Genomic DNA, 19,636 nt, shown 5'->3' on the forward strand with positions numbered 1-19,636 from the left:
GGGAAGCTCGATTGTAGGAGCGCGTCACGATGGATGTTTGCCATAGGCGCACAAGAAAACGGACAAAACGGGGCGGCGGGCGTGGCGATCGCATGCATGCGCGGCCCGGCTCCGTCGGGTCTGGCCCTGGCTTGCTCGGCCCTGTCCGACCCTGGTTTGCCTTGCCTTGCCTCGCCCCGTGCCCGATCGCACGGCCCCCGCGCCCCGGCCGCTATCGATGCTTGAACACCGGCGTACGTTTTTCGAGAAACGCGGCCATGCCCTCCTTCTGATCGTCGGTCGCGAACGCCGAATGAAACACGCGGCGCTCGAACAGCAGCCCTTCGGCGAGCGGCGTCTCATAGGCGCGGTTGACGGCCTCCTTGATCATCATGACGATCGGCTGCGAATAGCTCGCGATCGTCGTCGCGGCCGCGAGCGCCTCGTCGAGCAGCGCATCGAGCGGCACGACGCGCGACACCAGTCCCGCGCGCTCGGCCTCTTCGGCGTCCATCATGCGTCCGGTCAGACACAGATCCATGGCCTTCGCCTTCGATACGGCGCGCGGCAAGCGTTGCGTGCCGCCGCAGCCCGGCAGCACGCCGAGCTTGACTTCGGGTTGACCGAAGCGCGCGTTGTCGGCCGCGATGATGAAGTCGCAAAGCATCGCGAGCTCGCACCCGCCGCCGAGCGCGAAGCCCGCGACCGCCGCGATGACCGGCTTGCGGATCGCGGTAAGCCGCGACCAGTTCGCGCCGAGGTAGTTCGACTTGAACACGTCCATATACGAATAGCCGGCCATCATGCTGATATCGACGCCCGCGGCGAACGCCTTCTGGCTGCCCGTGAGCACGATGCAACCGATCGCTTCGTCGGCGTCGAACGCCTCGAGCGCGGCGACGAGTTCGTCGATGAGCGCGAGGTTCAGCGCGTTGAGCGCCTTGGGCCGGTTCAGCGTGACGAGCCCGACCGACCCGCGGGTTTCGACGAGCAGATGTTCATAAACGGCGGGGGAAGACGATGGGGACGATACAGACGGCGTGGACGACATGAGCGATGGCCTCGTTCGATCGAAGGGGAAACGAACGGATTGTCGAAGCGCGCGCGCAATCGTGCAATGCGCAACGCACGCGAGCGTCACGAGGGCCCCGTATCCCGACAATATTCGGGCGACATATGGCGCGGCTGACGCCAGGCATACGCGCCGCTCGACGATCGGCCCGTATCGCGCGCCGCACCGCGTCAATCGGCATACTGGCGGTCACCCAGGCGCCACGGGCTGTGTGGCGAATCAAACACGGCTCATGCCGCAGTGCGGCATGATTTTTAAACAGAGATACTCACAGCGGTTTGCGCGATGTACATGCGATCGATCCCGCGGCCGAGCCGTCTCGTTCGTCCGCGAATCGACGTCACTTCTATTTATCTGTCTGGAGATTGCTCAATGAAGCGCTGGCTCACTATCCTGGTCGCCGCAAGCAGCATGGCCGCTATTCCGGCGTTCGCCGCCGCCCCTGCGTCGGCGACGCAACCTGATGCACAGGCATCGGCCGCGCAAAGCTCGTACGGCGTGCCGCCGGTCAAGCACAAGAAGCGCGTGAAGAAGTCGAAGAAGGCGCCGGCCGCCTCAGCCGCTTCGGCCGCGTCGAACTGATCCGCGTCGCCCCGGTACCCTGTCCGGTTTCGAGCGCGCGAATCGTTCGCGCGCTCGACGAAAAACGGCACACGCTGCCGTCGAACCGCGCACGCGCCGGATCGATCTCCGGTCGCGGCGTTCGGTCCGCCACGCGTGTGCCGCTGCTAATCACCGCAAAAATCACTGCATCAGTCACTGCATCAACGTCGCACGTCGGGCGACCGGTGCCGCCCCGCGCGTGCGTCGCCGATCGGCCTTACTGCTGCTTGATCTCCATCGTCTGGAGCACCGCCTGCGTGCCGAACGTGCTGCCGTCGGCCGCCGCGCCGCTGAACTGGAACTTGACGATCCGTTTGGCCGCCGGCGCGTACCAGTCGGTTTCGGTGAACGAATACTTGCCGTTCGGCGCCGAGACGTTGCCCGTCGACTCGATCCGGAATGCCTGGAACGTGCCCGCCGTCGTCTCGATCGAGTCGACGCCCGTGACCTTCGCGTTGAGCGTGGTCGTGGCATCACCGTTGCTCGTGCGCGTCGTGAAGTTGCTCGTCCACGTGCTGCCGGCGCTCATCGGGAACTTGAGCTTGCCGTCGCTCGGCAGGTATTGCTTGTTGCCGTTGCTCGTCAGATTGCCGTTCGCGTCGAACGACGCCGGCATCGTGCCGCTCAGGTTGCTGATCGTCACGCCGATCGTATCGCCGTTGACGGTATCGACCGTCTGCACGAACGAAAACGTCCGGCTCGGCTGGCGCGGATCGGAGATCGCATAGGTCCACGAATCACCGGGAACGAATTTGGGCGCCTGCGCCGTCGTCAGCGGGACGGGCTGCGCCAATGCGGCGGTCGCCGCGGCGAGGCTCCATGCGCACGCGAGCGCCGATACCGTCTGCTTCTTCAACATCGATGTCTTCCTCCAGGGGGCGGCCCGTGCGGCCATACGTTATCGCGGCTGCCACTATACCAACATCGCGCGCGCGTTCCGACGCGCGCGACCCGCGAGAACATTTCCGTTCGTCTCAGGTCGGCGCGCGCTAGCCTTTCGTCGCGCCGAACGTCAGCCCCGCGACGAAGTGGCGCTGCATGGCCCAGAACATCGCGACCGACGGCAAGGCCGCCAGCACCGATCCGGCCGACACGAGATTCCAGGCCGTCGTCCACTGCCCCTTGAGCGCCGCGACGCCGACCGTGATCGGCGCCGCGTCGTCGCCCTGGGTCAGGCAGAGCGCCCAGAAATAATCATTCCAGACGAACGTGAAGACGAGCACGGCGAGCGCCGCGAGCGCGGGACGAATCAGCGGCAGCACGATCGTATAGAACACACGCCACTCGCTTGCCCCCTCGATGCGCGCCGATTCGATGAGCTCGTACGGCAACTGCTTGATGAAGTTGCGCAGGAACAGTGTGCAGAACCCCGTCTGAAACGCGGTATGGAACAGCACGAGCGCCCAGACCGTGTTGTAGAGGCCGAGCGCGAGCGACAGATTGCGCACGGGAATCATCAGAATCTGGACGGGCACGAAATTGCCCGCGATAAACACCGCGAACAGCACCGTGTTCCCCGGGAACGCGTAGATCGCGAGCGCGTAGCCCGCCATCGACGCGAGCGCGATCGCGCCGACGACCGACGGCACGGTGATCAGCACGCTGTTCCAGAAATAGTGGAGCATCGGCGAGGTCGTCAGCGCATCGCGGTAGTTCCCGATCGGCGACAGATCGTGGGGCCATCCCCAGTAGTTGCCGAGCGCGAGCTCGTCGGCCGAACGCATCGAGGTCAGCAGCACCGCGAGCATCGGCAGCAGCCAGATCAGCAAGGCGATCGGGACGGAAATCTTGTAGATCGTGCGGGTCGCGGGACGCCACTTCTCGATCGGCATCGGATACATGAGGGGCTCCTGCGCTCAGCGCTCGCCGCGCAGCATTCTGCGCAGCTGGAAAACGATATAGATCAGCATGATCGCGAACAGCACGACGGCGATCGCGGCCGAATAACCGAGCCGGTAGTACTTGATGGCCTGGTCGTACATGTAGTACGCGAGCACCGTCGAGCTCTCGTACGGCCCGCCGCCGCTCATGACCGAGATCAGGTCGAAACTGCGCAGCGCGCCGATGACGGTCACGACGATCGCCATGAACGTCGCGGGCCGCAGTTCGGGCAACACGATGTACCAGAACATCTTCCAGCCGCGCGCGCCGTCGATGCGCGCGGCCTCGATCGGCTCGGGATTCATCGTCGTGAGCCCGGTGAGATAAAGGATCATGCAGTAGGCCGTCTGCGGCCAGAGCGCGGCGAAGATGATGCCGAACGTCACGTAGCGCGCGTCGCCGAGCACGGGCACGCCGTGACCGAGGACCTTGGCGAGCAGGCCGAACGTCGGATCGTAGAACCAACTGAAGATCAGGCCGACGACGACGCCCGACAGCACGAACGGCGCGAAGAACAGCGACTTGACGATCCGCATGCCGCGAATCTGCTGGTTCAGATAGAGCGCGACCGCGAGTCCCATCGGCGGCGCGAGCAAGAACAACACGAGCCAGAGCACGTTGTTCTTGAGCGCCGTGTAGAACGTCGGCGCGTGCAGCAGCTCGATGTAATTGCCGAGGCCGATGAAGGTCTTCTCGGCCATGCCGTCCCAGTCGTACAAACTCAGCCAGAACGACGAGAGAATCGGATACACGATATACACGGCGAACATCGCGCACGCCGGCAGCAGGAAGAAAAACGCGGCGCGGCCGTGATGACCCGCGCGATGACGCCGCCGCGCGGTCGGCCAGTTCGAACGCATCGCGCCGTGCGCGGCTTGCGTCGCCGGAACGTCGCCGGCATCGCGCGCCGGCCGGTCTGAAGACATCGACATGAAAACTCCTGAGCCCTGCATCCCCGCAGGCGTATCGTGCGGCGGCGTGCGTCGCCCAACCCCGGTTGGGCGCACCCGAGCGCCCCCGAGCGCACCTGCATGCACGCAACCCGCGTACCGGCGGCCGTCGCGCATCGGCTCCGACCCATACTGGCCGTCGCCGCCCGCGCGAGACGAACCTTGCGCGGGCGGCGACCGAAGCGGTCCTGCGGGGTCCTACTGGGTCCTACCGGGTCCTGCTACCTGCCCCTGACAAAACGGGATCAGGACTTGTGGTAAATGCGCTTACGCGTCGCTTCGAGTTGCGTCAGCAGATCGTCGAGCTTCGACGGATCGGCGACGAACTGCTGCATGGCCTTCATGCCTTCATCGGCCATTTCCTTCGTCATGTCGCGATCATAGAACTGCGCGATCCCGCCCTTGGTCGTCGACAGAATCTGGAAGCCGATCTTGTTGATCGGATCCGCGGGTTCGGGCGACTTGCTGTTCGCGGGCAGCGAACCGAGTCCCTCGGCCAGGCGCGCGCTGATCTCGGGCGTGCCGACGAATGCCAGGAACTTGTGCGCTTCGGCCTTGTGCTTGGCCTTCGCCGGAATGTTCAGGCATTCGATCGGACCGTCTTCGGCGGTCGGCACCTTCGCATCGATGATCGGGAACTGGAAGTAGCCCATCTGATCCTTGATGTTCGCCGGGAAGCCCGCCGAGATGAACGTGCCCATCAGCATCATCGCGGCCTTGCCCTGGAACAGGAACGGCTGAGCGGCGTCGAGATCGAACGACAGCGCGTTGTCCTCGAACGTCTTGTCGTCGATCAATTGCTTCCACGTCGTATAGACCTTCTTCACGCGCGGATCGGTGTACGGCACGTCGCCGGCCATGAGCTTCTGATGGAAGTCGTTGCCGTTGATGCGCAGATCGAGATAGTCGAACCAGCCCGCGAGCGTCCATGCATCGCGGCCCGCGACGGCGACCGGCGTGATGCCCGCGGCCTTGAGCTTCTTCGCGGCGTCGAGGAACTCATCCCAGGTCTTCGGCTCGGCGGCGATGCCGGCCTTCTGGAACAGGTCCTTCCGGTAGAACATCCCCCACGAGTAATAGACGGTCGGCGCGGCGTACTGCTTGCCGTTGAAGGTCGACGCTTCCTTCGTCGATGCGTACGTGTCGTTCCAGCCGTTCTTGCTCCAGTCGCCGCTCAGATCCTCGAGCAGGTTGCGGCGCGCGTAGTACTTCATGCGCTCGCCGTTGTGCCAGTTGACGACGTCCGGTGCAACCGTCGAGAGCCATTGCGGGAGCTGCACCTTGTACGCTTCCTCGTCGATATACGACGCCTTGACCTCGATGTCGGGGTTGGCCTTGTGGAAGTCGTCGAAGACGGACTGCCAGACCGCGCGCTGGCTCGCGCCCTTGAACGCGACGTTGATATCGAGTTCGCCCGCGTGTGCCACGCCTGCGAGGCCGATTGCGGCAAGCGCCGCAATCCCGGCTGCCAATCGGAATTTCGTCATGCTCGTGTCTCCTTGATCAGGGTTTTATTGTGCTGCCATCGATTCACAACGCCGCGGGATTCCACCGCTAGGAAGCGAGCGCGGTGGCCGCCTCGCGGGTCAGCGCCGCGTCTTCACGCGCGGCTCGGTACACCGTGACCTGTCTTGGCTTGACCTCGGCGTCGCCGAAGACGACCGTCGCGCCGGGCGGCAACGCATACGTCGTTTCGCCATAGTTGAATACGAATGTGAGGCCCGCGCGACGCGATAGCCGCACGCCCTCGTCGAGCGATTGCGTCGGGATGCCGGCCGCGTGCGCGGCGTCGCGCAGGATCGCGCGCGTCGTCGCGTCGTCGAACAGGCTCGCGAGATAGACGCCTTTGCCGTAGCGCAACACCGCCGCGCCGCCGTCCGCGTACGAGGCGAGCGCCTGCGCGCCATCGACCGGGTCGATGAACTCGCGCCAGTGGCGCGCCGTGCCGCTGCGGCCCTGATAGTCGACCGGCAGCGTCGCATTCGGCCGCATCGATTCGACGCGCCAGACGCGCAACGGCAACAGCGATGCGAGCGGACCGACGGGCAGATTCGACGGAATCGCGAGCGAATCGGTCTTCGACCCCGTGCGCGGGCCGAATACGAGCTGCGCGCCGCTCTTCGCGAGCCGCGCGACGAACGCGTCGTCGACGATCGCGAGCGACGGCACGACGATCAGACGATAGCCGTCGAGCGCCGCGTCCTTCGAGACGATGTCGACGTCCAGACCCAGCGAACGCAGCGCCGAATAGTATTCGAACGCGAACCGCGTGTAGTGGAAGTCGAGGCCCTGCGGGTGAATGTCGAACAGCCACTTCGACGTGTAATCGAACACGAGCGCGACGCTCGAACGCGGTTGTTCGAGTGTCGCCGGCAGCTTCGCGATCTCGTCGGCGACCGCGCGCGCCTCGTGTCCGCCGATATCGAGCCGGTTGTCGGGCGTGTTCAGGCCCGCATGCATCTGCTCCTGCGCGAACGGCACCTGGCGCCAGCGGAAATACGACACGGTGCCCGCGCCGTGCGCGAACGCCTCCCAGCTCCAGGTCCGGACCATGCCCGCGAGCGGCGCGGGGTTCCAGTGCGCCCAGTTCACGGGACCGGGCTGCTGCTCCATGACCCAGAACGGCTGCTTTGACATCCCGCGGTAGAGATCGTGGTTGAACGACGCGTAGTCGGGGTGCCCCGTGCGCAGCCAGCGCGCCTTCGTCGGGGCGTCGAACCATGCCTCCTCGAGGCCGCCGAGCGGATAGCTGTCCCAGGTCGCTGCGTCGAGATCGGCCGCGACATCGTAGTGATCGAACTCGCCGAACAACTGCATGAAATTGTGGACGACCATGCGATCCGGCGAATGGGCGCGGACCGTGTCGACCTGCATACGGTTGAAGCGCACGACCTCGTCCGATGCAAAGCGCCGATAGTCGAGCCGGTGCGCGGGATGCGCCTCGGTGACCGTGCCGATCGGCGCGTCGATCTCGTCGAACGACCGGTATTCCATGCTCCAGAACACCGTGCCCCAGGCCGCGTTCAATGCGGCGATCGTGCCGTAGCGCTGCGCGAGCCATGCGCGAAACCGCGCGACCGCGTGCGCCGAATACGACACGACCGTCATATGGCACCCGAACTCGTTGTCGATCTGCCAGGCCGTCACGGCCGGATGCCGGCCATAGCGTTGCGCGACCTGGCGCGCGATCTCGCCGGCCGCCGCGAAGTATTCGGGCGAGGAAAAGTCGTAATGCCGGCGCGAACCGAACGCGCGCGTGCGACCGTCGGGACCGACCGGGAGAATGCCCGGGTGGGCGTCGATCAGCCACTTCGGCGGCGTCGCCGTCGGCGTGCACATGACGATCTCGAGACCCGCGTCGGCGAGCGTCGCGACGGCGCGATCAAGCCATGCCCAGTCGTATTGGCCCCGCGACGGCTCGATGCGGCTCCATGCGAATTCCGCGATCCGGACACGCCGGATACCGAGTTCGCGCATCCGGCGCGCATCGTCGGCCCAGACGGCCTCGTCCCAGTGCTCGGGGTAATAACAGACGCCGAGGCGCAGGTCGGACATGGAGACTCCTATCGAACTCAAAAATAGATTAAGCGCTTAACCTTAGCCGAAATACTGTAGCTCAAGCGCTTAACCCTACTCAAGTTGGCGTTAACCCGTGACATTAACGTGAACCCGAATCTTGAGCACAATGGGGGCTGCGCGGCGTCGAAGACCGGTGCACGCGCCTTCCCGCGCGATGCGATGCGCGCGGGAATACGGAACCATTCATGACCACACTCACTGAAGTCGCCCGGCATGCGGGCGTGACGCCCGCGACCGTCTCGAACGTGCTGCGCAATCGCGGCAAGGTCGGCGCCGCGACGCGCGAGCGTGTGCTCGCGTCGGTCGAGGCGCTCGGCTACCGGCCGAATCTGACCGCGCGCGCGCTCGCGGAGGGCCGTGGGCCGACGCTCGCGCTCATGGTGTCGTCGATCGCGAACCCGTTTTATCCCGAATTCGCGCTCGAAGCCGAACGCGCGGCGCGCAAGCGCGGCCACTTCCTGCTCGTCTGCAACACCGACGACGACAGCAACGTCGGCAGCGCGTATCTCGACCGGATCGCAGGCACGCTCTCGCAGGGCGTGCTCGTCATGAACGCGGATCTGCACTTCGACGATCTGATCAAGACGCAACGGCGCGGCGCGTCGGTCGTGCTCTGCATGTGGGAACGGCCCGACGATCCGCCGGGTTTGTCATGCATCGCGGTCGATTTCCGCCAGGCGGGCCGCCTGGCCGCGCGGCATCTGCTCGAACTCGGTCATCGGCGTATCGGCGCGATCGTCGGCAGCGCGCCCAATGGCGTGCAGGCGATTCGCTACGTGGGACTTGTCGATGCGCTCGCGCAGGTCGACGCATCGTTGCCGGCGAAGCTCGAACAGGAGACGCGTTTCGTCGAGGACGACGTCGAAGGCGGCTACGCCGCGGCGATGGACTTGCTCGACGCGTCGCCGGATCTCACGGCGATCTTCGTCTCGAACGATTTCCCGGCGCTCGGCGTACTCCATGCGGCGGCCGACCGGGGGCTGCGCGTGCCCGAAGACTTGTCGGTCATCGGGATCACGGACATTCATTGGGCACGCCTGTCGCGGCCCGCGCTGACGACCGTGGCCGTACCGACCGCGCAAGCCGCCGAAATGGCCGTCGAACTCGTGCTCGAACTGATTCACGACACGCCGAAGGAGCCAACGACCTGGATCGCCGGCGAACCGCAGCTCGTTGTGCGCAAGTCGACCGGACCGGCGCCGTCGCGCGGCTAGCCGAGTCAGGGTGCCGCCGCGATGACCTCGGCCACCGTCGACGTCAACCTCTTCGCGTACGGCACATGCAGAAACTCGTTCGGGCCGTGCGCGTTCGACTTCGGCCCCAGCACGCCGCACACCATGAACTGCGATTTCGGAAACCCTTCCTTGAGCACGTTCATCAGCGGAATCGTGCCGCCCTGCCCCATATACGCGCAGTCCGCGCCATAGTGCCGGCGCGACGCGCGATCGAGTGCCGTCGCGAGCCACGGCGCGAGTTCAGGCGCGCTCCAGCCCGTCGCGGGTCCCGATTCCGACGAGAACGTGACCTTCGCGTTATACGGCGGATCGAGTTCGAGCAGCCGCTTGAGTTCGCCCATCGCCTCGACCGCATCGACGAGCGGCGGCAAGCGCAGCGACAGCTTGAACGCGGTCCGCGGACGCAGCACGTTGCCGGCGTTCTCGAGCGACGGCAAGCCCGCGGCCCCCGTCACCGATAACGCCGGGCGCCAGGTCGAATTGAGCAGCGCCTCTTTCGCATCCGTCGTGACCGGCAACACCGATTGGCCGTCCTGACCGCATGCCCAGGGCTGCTTGCGCCAGACGTCGTCGCCGAGAATCGCCGCGGTCGCCTCGGCCTCGCTGAGGCGCTTCTCGGGGATCGCGCAGTGAAACCCCGGCGGTAACAGATTGCCCGTTGCGCTGTCTTCGAGACGTTCGAGCACATGCCGCAGGATACGAAAACTCGACGGCACGATTCCGCTATTGCCCGAGTGAATGCCCTCGTCGAGCACCTCGACGTCGAGACTGCCCGCGACCACGCCGCGCAGCGACGTCGTGAGCCAGAGTTGATCGTAATTCCCCGCCCCCGAGTCAAGGCAGACGACGAGACTCACGTCGCCGAGACGCTCGCGCAGCGCGTCGATATACGGCAGCAAATCGTAGCTGCCCGATTCCTCGCAGGTCTCGATCAGGCCGACGCAGCGCGGACGTTCAACGCCCTGTGCATCGAGCGCCGCGAGCGCGGTGAGGCTCGCGTAGATCGCATAGCCGTCGTCGGCGCCGCCGCGTCCATAGAGTTTTCCGTCGAGATATCGGGGTGTCCACGGGCCGAGATCGCTGCGCCAGCCGTCGAATTCGGGCTGCTTGTCGAGATGGCCGTAGAGCACGATCGTGTCCGTGCTGCCCGAGCGCGTCGCGGGCGCTTCGAAGAAGATGACCGGCGTGCGGCCCGCGAGCCGGATCACCTCGACCTTGAGACCCGTCACGCGCTGGGCCTCGGCCCATGCGGCCGCGTCCGTCACGACACGGTCGATGAAACCATGACGCGCCCAGTCGGCGTCGAACATCGGACTCTTCGCGGGCACGGCGATGTAGTCGGTCAGCGCATGGACGATCTCGTCGTCCCACTTGCGCTCGACAAATTGGCGCAGCGCCTCCGGGTCGAGGCGATGGACTTCGTCAGTCGCGGCGTGCGCCACGGATTCATCGGCATTCATGGGGGCTCTCCTGCTTCTTTTGAAAGTCGGAACCCCCGTATTGTAGGCAACCGGCCCCGATCGCGCGAACTTCGCCGCCCGGCAGGGCGGGGAAGTTCGCGCGCGGGATCAGCCCGTTACCGGAACGGTGTCAGGGCCGCGTCACCGACATCGCCATCGGACGCCCGTAGTCGACGTGAACGACGGTGTTGACCTTCATCTTGTCGAAGATCTCGGCATGCTCGACGTCGATGTCGATCATATTGCCCCTCGGCCCCTGGAGCGAGACGATATGCGTCTCCGGGTTCATGCCGACGACGGTCGCATCGAATTCGTGGTCGTTCATACCCCGCTTTGCCTTCTCGCCCTGAGGCTTGATCGACACCGTCACGTCACGATCAAATTCGATCTTGACCGTATCGTCGGCCTTGACGGACCACGCGGACCGGCGCGCCTTCGGATCGAGCATGAAACGGCGCTCGATGCCGTCGTCGCCGCGCGCTTCCATCATGCCCGACGATGCGTCGATCTTCATGACGCGCGCGAGGATCTCGCCGTGTATGGTCGACGTGTAGCCATGCTTCGCATGATGCTCGGCCGATCCGTATGCCGACGACGTCCGCATCGACTCGGCGCCCGGCATCGACGCAGCGCTCGGCATTGACGCAGCGCCAGACATCGATGCGGCGGCCGGCATCGACCCGCCGGCCGACATGGACGCGGCGGTCGGCATCGACATCGACCCACCGGCCGGCATGGACGCGGCGGCCGGCATCGACGCACCGGCGGGCATGGATGCAGCGGTGTTCGGCGCGCCGCTCATCGACGCGTGTCCCATGTCATCCGCGTGTGCGGCGCTCATTGCGCCGACGACCATCAGCCCCATCCAGCCAAACTTGATACCTGCTTTTGCTTTCATCGCACTCCCTCGTTCCGGCTACCCCGGATACTCAAATACGCCTCTGCTGGGCATACACATCGGGCGGATGCCCGTGTGAGGCGCGTTTGTAGCATGCGAAATCGAGCGAAGACGCGGGCACGGCGCTGCCGCGCGTTCGTCGGAACACGAGCGCGCACACAACCTAAACAAGGAGAGGAATCACCCTACACAAAATGCAGCCGAGATATCGCGACGCGCGTCCTGCGCGCCTTGGCTGTCGCCGTCGAACGAAGGCTCGCGCGTCGATCGCGCGGCCGGGCCTAACGCGAACCGCGTGCGCCGTCGATCGCAGCGACGACGCGGTGAAGGAAAGCAAGGTCGGCGCTCACGAGCGCCTCGACCTCGCCCTTGGATTCGGTGCCGACAAAGAGCCGATGCTTCGTATCCTGCGCCCACCAGGCGAGCCAGCCGACGACGACGAGCATGATGCCCGGCACCCAGAACGCCCCCGACGTGCGTATGAAGCCGATGACGACAAGGACCAGGCCGATGATCGAGATCGAAACCGGCAACGCGAATCGGCGCGCGTCCGACACGACGCGCGTCGATCGGATATCGCTGATCCGAAGCGGCTGACCCGGAATATTGACGGCGGTCTCCGTGACCGACACGCCGTTTTCGTTGAATGCAATCATGGATGCGCGCTCATCGTGCCGTGGACCGCCGCGCACTCGCGCGGCGGTCCACAAAACTCCAGACGTTATCACAGCCTATGCGCACGCCGAACCCCACGCGCTCCGACGCCCCGCAAGAATCGGCGGCGTCAATCGCACTCAAACGGGTCGTGCGCTCAGCGAAGGGATCGCCGCGCCCGCCGATGGCGCCGATCCCCGAGCCGGCGTTCGGTGCTCGCTGATCGGCTTGACCTTGCTGCCGTCGGTCGCCGGTTTTCCGGCCCGTCGCGCCAGATGCTTCGCGAGAAACGCTTCGATGACCGGATACATATCGTCGTCGACCGCATGGGTGTCCCGGTCGACGAACATCGTCTCGACGGATTTGCCCGCCGTCCGCAACGCTTCGGCCATACGCTCGCTATGCGAAACCGGCACGGCAGGGTCCCGACGCGCATGCATCAGCAAGACGGGATGTTTGACGCGCTCGGCGAAATTCAGTGGCGACGTATCGTGGATGATCGTCATGTCGGCCGCGTTGCCTGGGTCGCCATGGCGTTCATACATGAAGGCTTTTTGTTCAGGCGATACGTCGATATCAACGACCTGCTTGGCCAGGTCCGACAGTCCTCCGATCGAAATCGCCGCCGCATAGCGCTTCGGATCGAGCGTCGCTCCCGCGAGTGCGGCATACCCGCCGTAGCTCAGACCCATAATCGCGACGCGCCGACCGTCCGCCCAGCCCCGTCGAAGCACATAGTCGACGCCGTCGGCGAGATCCGTCTGCATGGCCCGGCCCCACTGCCGATCGCCAGCGCGCGCGAACGCCTTGCCATAGTCCGACGATCCGCGATAGTTGACCTGCAATACCGCATAGCCGCGGCTCGTGAACCATTGAACCTGCTCGTCGTATCCCGCTCCATCCGACGCAAACGGACCGCTGTGGACGAGCACGACCATCGGCGGAGGGCCGCCGGTGCCGCCGCGCGTCGGCATGCGCTGCGGCGCGCTGAAGTATCCGGATACGCGAAGTCCGTCGCGCGCGCGGAATTGAATGGGCCGCTTGACACTCTGCGTCGACGGCACATCGCGCCCCTTGGGCCGCGCGATCTGGACGAGGCGATCGCGAGCGATGTCGTAGAGCCATACGCTCGGCCCGCGGCTGCCGTCCGCATCGACACGGCAGAATCCGGCCTCGAAATCCGGCACCGTGAGCGTGAATTTGCCGTCCCCCAATTTTTGAGCGACCGCGTCGTGGACACGCTTGAACGCAGGATCGACGATGCGCTGCCGCTCGCGGCCGTTCTTCATGGTTAAAACTTCGCGCACCGCCGTCCCGTCGCCGTCTTCCTTCATCACCGCACTCGTGACATCGGCGCCGGGCTCGACAAACAGGATGCGCGTCTGCTTGCCGAGTTCGGGATCGAATTCCGCGAGCACGACCCGGTCGGTCTCGATGTTCGAGCGAACGATGAGTCGCTTGTTGTCCTGCGTAAAACCGAGCACGACGAACGACTCGTAGAAGTTCGGCCTTGCAATCACGCGATACGGCGCATCGGCCGCGCTCCGATACACGACTTTGCCGAAGCCTTGCGGACCCTCGACGGTCACACGAACCACGCCGTTACGATCCGCGACATCGCGCCGATACCGCAGACCTCGGGCGTCCTCACCGCTCTCTTCGATCGAGGCGTCCTCGACATCGAGCGCGCGTCCCGTATCGCGCGCCTCGAACGTACTCGCGTCGACGAGATAGCGCTTGATCGTCTTGCCGTCCGCGAGGTCCGTCGCGTAGACAAGCAACGACGCGCCTCGATCGACGATCCGGACACGGCTCACGTCGCCAAGCGCCGCGGTCATGTCGACCCGCGTGCGTCCGTCGGACGAGACTTTCCAGACGTGATTGACCTGCGACGCGCCAGCCGGCGCCCGCACGAGCAGATTCGAATCGCCGAGCCATCCATGCAGCGTAACCCTTGCATCGGGCGCGCCCTCGAACACCACGACGGCCTCACCCAATCTGCCGTTGCGCGCTCGCGGCTGAACGACGATCCGTGTGCCGCCGTCGCCGGACGTCTGCTTGCCGGCCACCAAATTGCGCTTGGGCGATTCGACGTTGGCGGCGCGCGCCGACGGATCGGATGGCGATTCGGATGCCGAGTCAGCAGGCGGCGCACCCGCCGCGCGCGTGTCTTCCCGCGGCGACTCAGCAGCGCGCGCGGCGCGACGTGCGTCGTGCACGCCTGGAACGGACGGCGTCTTGCTCACGGAAACATCGGTCATGGTGTCGATCCTCTCTCAGGCACAGGAGCCTGAATTAGAAATCGACCGCGATGTCGCGATATGCACGTTCGAAACACGTCGTCGCGCACGCAGCGGCAGGCAGCGAACGTCACGCGATCGCCGCCCGCGCCCGCCGCAAAAAAAAACGCCACGTCGTCAAACGTGGCATATCTCGCGCGTCCCGGCCGCGCGCGCCGGCATGGCCTTGCCGGACGCGCTGCCGGCGCCGATCGAACGCGGTTCAGGCCTGGATCGTACGCTGCTGCTGCTCGCCGAGTCCGTCGATGCCGAGCCGCATCGTCTGGCCGGCCTTCAGGAACACCGGCGTGGGCTTGACGCCCATGCCGACGCCCGGCGGCGTGCCCGTCGAAATGACGTCGCCCGGCTGCAGGCTCATGCACTGACTCAGATACGACACGATCTGCGCGACCGAGAAGATCATCGTCGACGTATTGCCGTTCTGATAGCGATGGCCGTCGACTTCGAGCCAGAGGCCGAGCTTCTGCGGATCGGGCACTGCGTCGCGCGTGACGAGCCACGGACCCGTCGGGCCGAACGTATCGAAACCCTTGCCCTTGTCCCACTGGCCGTTACGTTCGATCTGCCATTCGCGTTCGGACACGTCGTTGACCACGCAATACCCGGCGACATAATCGAGCGCGTTTTCAACGCCGATGTATTTCGCGGGCTTGCCGATCACGACGCCGAGTTCGACTTCCCAGTCGCACTTCTTCGAATTGCGCGGGACCTCGACGTCGTCGTTCGGTCCGACGACCGCGCTCGTCCACTTGTTGAAGACGACCGGTTCGGACGGAATCGGCAAATTCGATTCCGCGGCATGGTCCGCATAATTGAGGCCGATGCAGACGAACTTCCCGATGCGGCCGACGCACGCTCCGATCCGCACGCCCTGCGCCACGAGCGGCAACGAGGCGGGATCGATCTTGCGCAGTTTCGCGAGTTCCGCATCGCCGAGCACGCTGCCGTCGATATCGGCCACGATCGACGACAGATCGCGAATCCGGCCATTCGCGTCGAGCAAACCCGGTTTCTCCTGACCGCGTTCGCCAAATCGAAGCAATTTCATAGTGTCTGTCCTTTTGAAAACAATCGAATCCGTACCGCCAAGGAAAATCCCGAACGGATCACACAAAAATCCGGTCCGTATCTCGTCTTTTGAATCGATCGAAAACCGGGTTCGCCGTGAGCCGATCAGTTCGACCAGCCGCCGTCGATGACGTGAGCCTGCCCCGTCGTGAAAGCAGACTCATCGGACGCAAGATACAGCACGAGCGCCGCGATCTCACGCGGGTCGGCGACGCGGCCCATCGGCTGACGACCGACGAACGCCGCAAGCACCTCTTCGTAGGTCTTGCCCTGCTCCTGGGCTTGCGCCTCGATGCGTTCATGCAGCGAAGGGGAATCGACGGTGCCCGGGCAGATCGCGTTGCAGCGGATCCCGCGCGTGACGAAATCGGCCGCGACGGCCTTCGTGAGGCCGACCACGGCAGCCTTCGACGCGCCATAGGCAAAGCGGTTCGGCACCCCTTTGACGCTCGATGCCGCCGACGCCATGTTGATGATCGAACCCTTGCCGCGCTCGAGCATGCCCGGCAAAAATGCGCGAATCGTCCGGTACATCGCCTTGGCGTTGAGATCGAACGAGAAATCCCATGCCTTCTCGTCGCAGTCGAGGATCGTGCCCGCGTGCACATATCCCGCGCAATTGAACAGCACATCGATCGGGCCGACCTCCTTGGCGAGCGCTTCGATCGCCGCGGCGTCGAGCACGTCAAGCGCGCGGACCTCGTACGGCTTGCCCGCGAGGGCCTGCGTGCGCAGATCGGTCGCGATCACGCGCGCGCCTTCGCTCGCGAGCAAGTCCGCGCTCGCTGCCCCAATCCCTTGTGCTGCCGCGGTAATCAGTACTGTCTTGCCCGCGAGTCGGTTACCCATGACGCCTTCTCCTCTGTGTAGATCGTCCGTGCGGCCCATCCGGAAGCCCGCATCCTGCCGATGTCGATGCCGAAATCAAGACGCCGCGCGCGCGTCGCCGTCGGCCGGCGTCGGCGCATCGCGGCGCAGCAAACCTTCGTCTTTGAGCGCATGCCAGAACGCGTCCGGAATCGTCCGCGTGAAACCCTCGACGTTCTGATGAACCTCGCGCGCGCTGCGCGCGCCGGTCATGACGCAGCGAATCGCGGGATGCGCATAAGGAAATTGCAGCGCTGCGCTCGCGAGCGGCACCGCATACGCGTCGCAAACCGCTTCGAGCGCGCGCACGCGCGCGACGATCGCGTCGCTCGCGGCGTCGTAGTTGAACTTGAGGTCGCCCTTCGTGCCTTGCGCGAGGATGCCCGAATTGAAGGCGCCGCCGAGCAGGATGCTCACGTCGCGCTTCACGCATTCGGGCAGCAGCGCGTCGAGCGACGCCTGTTCGAGCAAGGTGTATCGGCCCGCGAGCAGCGCGCAGTCGATATCGAATTCGCGCATCGCGTCGAGCACGACCGCCGTCTCGTTGACGCCGAGGCCCACCGCCCGCACGCCGCGTTCGCGGCGCAGCTCGTCGAGCGCGCGAAAGCCGCCGTCGAGCAACTGCCGCCAATAGTGATCCGCGCGTTCGCCGTGCGTGTCGCGGCCGATATCGTGAATCAGGATCACGTCGATGCGCGCGAGGCCGAGCCGCTGCTGGCTGTCCTCGAACGCACGCAGGATGCCGTCGTACGTGTAGTCGAAATGCGGCTCGAACGCCAGCGGCGACGCCCATGCGTCACCCGCGTTGAGCGGCGCCCGCGCGCCCGCGGCCTCCTTGCGCGCCCGCATGAGCCGGCCGACCTTCGTCGAGAGCACGAATGCGTCGCGCTCGCGCGCGCGCAAATTGCGTCCCATGCGGTGCTCGGCCTGCGTGTAGCCGTAGAACGGCGCGACGTCGAAGCTCCGGATGCCGGCCTCCCAGGCCGCATCGATCGCGGCCTGCGCGTCGGCCTCGCCGACGTCCCGGAACAAGCCCGCGATACCCGCACCGCCGAGTCCAAGCGCCGTCGTGCGAAGCCCGCGCCGCCCAAACGGCCGAGACTGCGCAACGGCATGCGCGGCCACGCCGTCCTCGACGGCACCCGCACGCGCCGTGTCATCGGCCCGCGTCGATGGGGATGTCTGCGTCATCGTGTTTGTCTCGCTCCGTGTCGTGCGCGATCGCGCGGCACGCGACGAACGTCGCGCGGACCGCAGGGCGGCACAACCCCTTTATGTTCACTCATGAATCGAATATTCTTATATGAACATCCGCGCTGTCAAGGCGCGTGCAAAACGCGTCATGCGGACGATCGCGCGGGATTGCGCAGGACCGGTTCACGCCGGGGATACGCCCCGCGCGACCGCACCGCACGCCATCAGGGACCCCATTTGGACGATCACGACAAATATCGCGCGCCCGCCCTCGACAAGGGCCTCGACATCCTCGAGCTGCTCTCGACGCAGGAGCGCGGCCTCACGCGCGCCGAAATCGTCAAACTGCTCGGACGCAATGCGAGCGAGATCTATCGGATGCTCGAGCGGCTCGTCGCGCGCGACTATGTCGCGCGCTCGGAAAGCGGCGACCGCTACGCGCTGACGCTCAAGCTCTATTCGCTCGCGCACCAGCAGCCGCCGATCCGGCGCTTCATCGACGCCGCGCAGCCGATCATGGATCGCTTCGTTCAGCATGCCGAGCAGTCGTGTCACCTCGGCGTCTACGATCGCGGCAACATCCTCGTGATCGCACAGCGCGACGGCCCCGGACCGTGGGGCCTGTCGATCCGGCTCGGATCGCGGATGAGCCTGCTCGACACGGGTTCGGGCTCGGTCATGCTTGCGTTCCAAACGGATGCGCAACGTGAACGCATGCTCGCAGAACACGTCGCGGTCGACGGCGAAACACCGATCGGCGCGGATGCATTGCGGGCCACGCTCGCCCAGGTCCGCGCCGACCGGCATCACAGCACCGCGAGCCGCCAGGCCTACGGCGTCACCGACATCTCGTGCCCGGTCTATGCGCCCGACGGCACGGCGCTCGCCGTCATCACGTCGCCGTATATCCGGCGCATCGATCTGCATGCCGCGGCGTCGCCCGCCCAGGTACTCGAATTGCTCCAGCACGCTGCGGCGGAGCTCTCGATGTCGGACGCGGCGCGCATGCCGCCCGGCTAACGCGCCGTCCATCCGGCGGGTCGTCCGCTCGCGCGTCGTACGCAGCCGATCCTTTGGCGTGCGAATCGATCGACCCGGCGTCGCACTCGTACACGCGATCGAATGCGCGCACGTCGTCTATCCTTGTCGATAGCGCGTGAGCGGCCGTCGACTGTCGGTGCCCTCACGCGGCGCGCCGCGGGCGTGCCGCCATGCGCCGGTCCGCGGCGCACACGGAGCCAGCCATGAAATCCAGCCAAGACCCGCGCCGATCGTCGCGGTCGGCACGGTCATCGCCGTCGTCAGTCAATGCGCGCGGGCTCCCGACACGTCGGCCCGCGCGGCCGCACGACACGTGCCGCGGCATGTCCGCGATCGCGACGCGTCGGGTATCCCGCTTCGCGTTCCGCCTGGTATGTCGCCTCGCACCGGCCGCATCGTTCGCATGGATCGTCGCGCTCGGCGCCGCACCGTGCGCGCAGGCGACGCTCGGCAGCGATGCCGGATCGATCTCGACCGACGTCGCGACGCTCGGCGCGAGCGCCCAGCCGGTCAGCGCCGCACTCGCCTCGGGTGTCACGCGTCATACGCTGACCTTGCCTTCGGGCACGGTCGTACACGAATACGTATCGGCGGCGGGCCGCGTGTTCGCGGTGGCCTGGCAGGGCCCGATGCTGCCCCCGCTCAAGCAGTTGCTGGGCACGACGCATTTCACGCACTACACCCAGGCCGTCAATGCGGCGCAGACGAGCGGCACGATGCGCCGGCACACGAACGTCGTCCTCGACGACCTCGTCGTCATGTCGGCGGGCCATATGGGTGCGTTTTCCGGTGCCGCGTACCTGCGCAGCGCGATGCCGGCCGGATTCTCCATGAACGATATTCAATAGGAGGCCG

Annotated in this window: 18 protein-coding genes; 5 read left to right on the top strand and 13 right to left on the bottom strand. The window is 65.7% G+C overall.

Annotated elements, in window-relative coordinates; all coding sequences use genetic code 11:
* Nucleotides 1-211: 211 nt before the first annotated feature.
* Nucleotides 212-1,030 carry an enoyl-CoA hydratase gene (locus D7S86_RS26705; protein WP_121091135.1) on the bottom strand — a complete coding sequence of 273 codons (819 nt, stop codon included), beginning with the start codon at nt 1,028-1,030 and terminating at the stop codon, nt 212-214.
* A gap of 393 nt (nt 1,031-1,423) precedes the next feature.
* Here D7S86_RS26705 and D7S86_RS26710 point away from each other — a divergent pair, with 393 nt between their 5' ends.
* Entirely contained in the window at nt 1,424-1,633 is a 210-nt protein-coding gene (locus D7S86_RS26710) for an acid-shock protein (protein WP_121091137.1), read from the top strand.
* A 238-nt stretch (nt 1,634-1,871) separates the two neighbouring features.
* Here the strand turns inward: D7S86_RS26710 and D7S86_RS26715 are convergent, their stop codons facing one another.
* From D7S86_RS26715 to D7S86_RS26735, 5 genes are all read right to left on the bottom strand, one after another.
* Nucleotides 1,872-2,513 carry a TapB family protein gene (locus D7S86_RS26715; RefSeq protein WP_147432488.1) on the bottom strand — a complete coding sequence of 214 codons (642 nt, stop codon included), beginning with the start codon at nt 2,511-2,513 and terminating at the stop codon, nt 1,872-1,874.
* 130 nt (nt 2,514-2,643) lie between these two features.
* Nucleotides 2,644-3,495 carry a carbohydrate ABC transporter permease gene (locus D7S86_RS26720; RefSeq protein WP_121091141.1) on the bottom strand — a complete coding sequence of 284 codons (852 nt, stop codon included), beginning with the start codon at nt 3,493-3,495 and terminating at the stop codon, nt 2,644-2,646.
* Between the two features lie 15 nt (nt 3,496-3,510).
* Nucleotides 3,511-4,461 carry a carbohydrate ABC transporter permease gene (locus tag D7S86_RS26725; protein ID WP_121091197.1) on the bottom strand — a complete coding sequence of 317 codons (951 nt, stop codon included), beginning with the start codon at nt 4,459-4,461 and terminating at the stop codon, nt 3,511-3,513.
* Nucleotides 4,462-4,730: 269 nt separating this feature from the next.
* The gene (locus D7S86_RS26730; RefSeq protein ID WP_121091143.1) at nt 4,731-5,972 is read right to left on the bottom strand and encodes an ABC transporter substrate-binding protein; all 1,242 of its coding nucleotides are present in this window, start codon (nt 5,970-5,972) and stop codon (nt 4,731-4,733) included.
* Between the two features lie 67 nt (nt 5,973-6,039).
* Nucleotides 6,040-8,031 (bottom strand): beta-galactosidase, encoded by a 1,992-nt coding sequence (locus D7S86_RS26735; protein ID WP_121091199.1) that lies wholly within the window; start codon nt 8,029-8,031, stop codon nt 6,040-6,042.
* Nucleotides 8,032-8,249: 218 nt separating this feature from the next.
* On the opposite strand from D7S86_RS26735, the gene D7S86_RS26740 reads away from it, so the two are divergent.
* On the top strand, nt 8,250-9,278 hold the full coding sequence (locus D7S86_RS26740; RefSeq protein WP_121091145.1) for a LacI family DNA-binding transcriptional regulator: 1,029 nt from the start codon (nt 8,250-8,252) through the stop codon (nt 9,276-9,278).
* A 5-nt stretch (nt 9,279-9,283) separates the two neighbouring features.
* Here D7S86_RS26740 and D7S86_RS26745 read toward each other — a convergent pair whose 3' ends face one another.
* The gene (locus D7S86_RS26745) at nt 9,284-10,759 is read right to left on the bottom strand and encodes a M20 family metallopeptidase (protein WP_121091147.1); all 1,476 of its coding nucleotides are present in this window, start codon (nt 10,757-10,759) and stop codon (nt 9,284-9,286) included.
* Nucleotides 10,760-10,889: 130 nt separating this feature from the next.
* Nucleotides 10,890-11,399, bottom strand: coding sequence for a hypothetical protein (locus D7S86_RS26750; protein ID WP_147432489.1), 510 nt, complete (start codon nt 11,397-11,399; stop codon nt 10,890-10,892).
* A 52-nt stretch (nt 11,400-11,451) separates the two neighbouring features.
* On the opposite strand from D7S86_RS26750, the gene D7S86_RS26755 reads away from it, so the two are divergent.
* Nucleotides 11,452-11,736 (top strand): hypothetical protein, encoded by a 285-nt coding sequence (locus D7S86_RS26755; RefSeq protein WP_121091151.1) that lies wholly within the window; start codon nt 11,452-11,454, stop codon nt 11,734-11,736.
* Between the two features lie 202 nt (nt 11,737-11,938).
* On the opposite strand, the gene D7S86_RS26760 is transcribed toward D7S86_RS26755, so the two are convergent.
* The 5 genes from D7S86_RS26760 to D7S86_RS26780 all read right to left on the bottom strand — a co-directional run bounded on the left by D7S86_RS26760 (nt 11,939) and on the right by D7S86_RS26780 (nt 17,737).
* Nucleotides 11,939-12,313, bottom strand: coding sequence for a DUF6232 family protein (locus D7S86_RS26760; RefSeq protein WP_121091153.1), 375 nt, complete (start codon nt 12,311-12,313; stop codon nt 11,939-11,941).
* Nucleotides 12,314-12,451: 138 nt separating this feature from the next.
* Nucleotides 12,452-14,572, bottom strand: a complete 2,121-nt coding sequence (locus D7S86_RS26765) for an alpha/beta hydrolase family protein (protein WP_121091155.1) — start codon at nt 14,570-14,572, stop codon at nt 12,452-12,454.
* A 241-nt stretch (nt 14,573-14,813) separates the two neighbouring features.
* Nucleotides 14,814-15,659 (bottom strand): ureidoglycolate lyase, encoded by an 846-nt coding sequence (locus D7S86_RS26770; protein WP_121091157.1) that lies wholly within the window; start codon nt 15,657-15,659, stop codon nt 14,814-14,816.
* A 125-nt stretch (nt 15,660-15,784) separates the two neighbouring features.
* Entirely contained in the window at nt 15,785-16,528 is a 744-nt protein-coding gene (locus D7S86_RS26775; RefSeq protein ID WP_121091159.1) for an SDR family oxidoreductase, read from the bottom strand.
* A gap of 75 nt (nt 16,529-16,603) precedes the next feature.
* Nucleotides 16,604-17,737 (bottom strand): aldo/keto reductase, encoded by a 1,134-nt coding sequence (locus D7S86_RS26780; RefSeq protein WP_121091161.1) that lies wholly within the window; start codon nt 17,735-17,737, stop codon nt 16,604-16,606.
* A 240-nt stretch (nt 17,738-17,977) separates the two neighbouring features.
* On the opposite strand from D7S86_RS26780, the gene D7S86_RS26785 reads away from it, so the two are divergent.
* Both D7S86_RS26785 and D7S86_RS26790 read left to right on the top strand, forming a co-directional pair.
* Nucleotides 17,978-18,760, top strand: a complete 783-nt coding sequence (locus D7S86_RS26785; protein WP_240648421.1) for an IclR family transcriptional regulator — start codon at nt 17,978-17,980, stop codon at nt 18,758-18,760.
* 344 nt (nt 18,761-19,104) lie between these two features.
* The gene (locus D7S86_RS26790; RefSeq protein ID WP_121091165.1) at nt 19,105-19,629 is read left to right on the top strand and encodes a DUF2844 domain-containing protein; all 525 of its coding nucleotides are present in this window, start codon (nt 19,105-19,107) and stop codon (nt 19,627-19,629) included.
* Nucleotides 19,630-19,636: the final 7 nt, after the last annotated feature.

Source organism: Pararobbsia silviterrae (assembly GCF_003628125.1).
GTDB classification, from domain to species: Bacteria; Pseudomonadota; Gammaproteobacteria; order Burkholderiales; family Burkholderiaceae; genus Pararobbsia; species Pararobbsia silviterrae.

Coding starts and splice junctions, on each gene's coding strand:
- D7S86_RS26780 (WP_121091161.1), bottom strand. CDS start 17,737: ATGACGCAGACATCCCCATCGACGCGGGCCGATGACACGGCGCGTGCG.
- D7S86_RS26715 (WP_147432488.1), bottom strand. CDS start 2,513: ATGTTGAAGAAGCAGACGGTATCGGCGCTCGCGTGCGCATGGAGCCTC.
- D7S86_RS26760 (WP_121091153.1), bottom strand. CDS start 12,313: ATGATTGCATTCAACGAAAACGGCGTGTCGGTCACGGAGACCGCCGTC.
- D7S86_RS26775 (WP_121091159.1), bottom strand. CDS start 16,528: ATGGGTAACCGACTCGCGGGCAAGACAGTACTGATTACCGCGGCAGCA.
- D7S86_RS26745 (WP_121091147.1), bottom strand. CDS start 10,759: ATGAATGCCGATGAATCCGTGGCGCACGCCGCGACTGACGAAGTCCAT.
- D7S86_RS26750 (WP_147432489.1), bottom strand. CDS start 11,399: ATGCCGAGCGCTGCGTCGATGCCGGGCGCCGAGTCGATGCGGACGTCG.
- D7S86_RS26725 (WP_121091197.1), bottom strand. CDS start 4,461: ATGTCTTCAGACCGGCCGGCGCGCGATGCCGGCGACGTTCCGGCGACG.
- D7S86_RS26705 (WP_121091135.1), bottom strand. CDS start 1,030: ATGTCGTCCACGCCGTCTGTATCGTCCCCATCGTCTTCCCCCGCCGTT.
- D7S86_RS26790 (WP_121091165.1), top strand. CDS start 19,105: ATGTCCGCGATCGCGACGCGTCGGGTATCCCGCTTCGCGTTCCGCCTG.
- D7S86_RS26755 (WP_121091151.1), top strand. CDS start 11,452: ATGGACGCGGCGGTCGGCATCGACATCGACCCACCGGCCGGCATGGAC.
- D7S86_RS26765 (WP_121091155.1), bottom strand. CDS start 14,572: ATGACCGATGTTTCCGTGAGCAAGACGCCGTCCGTTCCAGGCGTGCAC.
- D7S86_RS26740 (WP_121091145.1), top strand. CDS start 8,250: ATGACCACACTCACTGAAGTCGCCCGGCATGCGGGCGTGACGCCCGCG.
- D7S86_RS26770 (WP_121091157.1), bottom strand. CDS start 15,659: ATGAAATTGCTTCGATTTGGCGAACGCGGTCAGGAGAAACCGGGTTTG.
- D7S86_RS26730 (WP_121091143.1), bottom strand. CDS start 5,972: ATGACGAAATTCCGATTGGCAGCCGGGATTGCGGCGCTTGCCGCAATC.
- D7S86_RS26720 (WP_121091141.1), bottom strand. CDS start 3,495: ATGTATCCGATGCCGATCGAGAAGTGGCGTCCCGCGACCCGCACGATC.
- D7S86_RS26710 (WP_121091137.1), top strand. CDS start 1,424: ATGAAGCGCTGGCTCACTATCCTGGTCGCCGCAAGCAGCATGGCCGCT.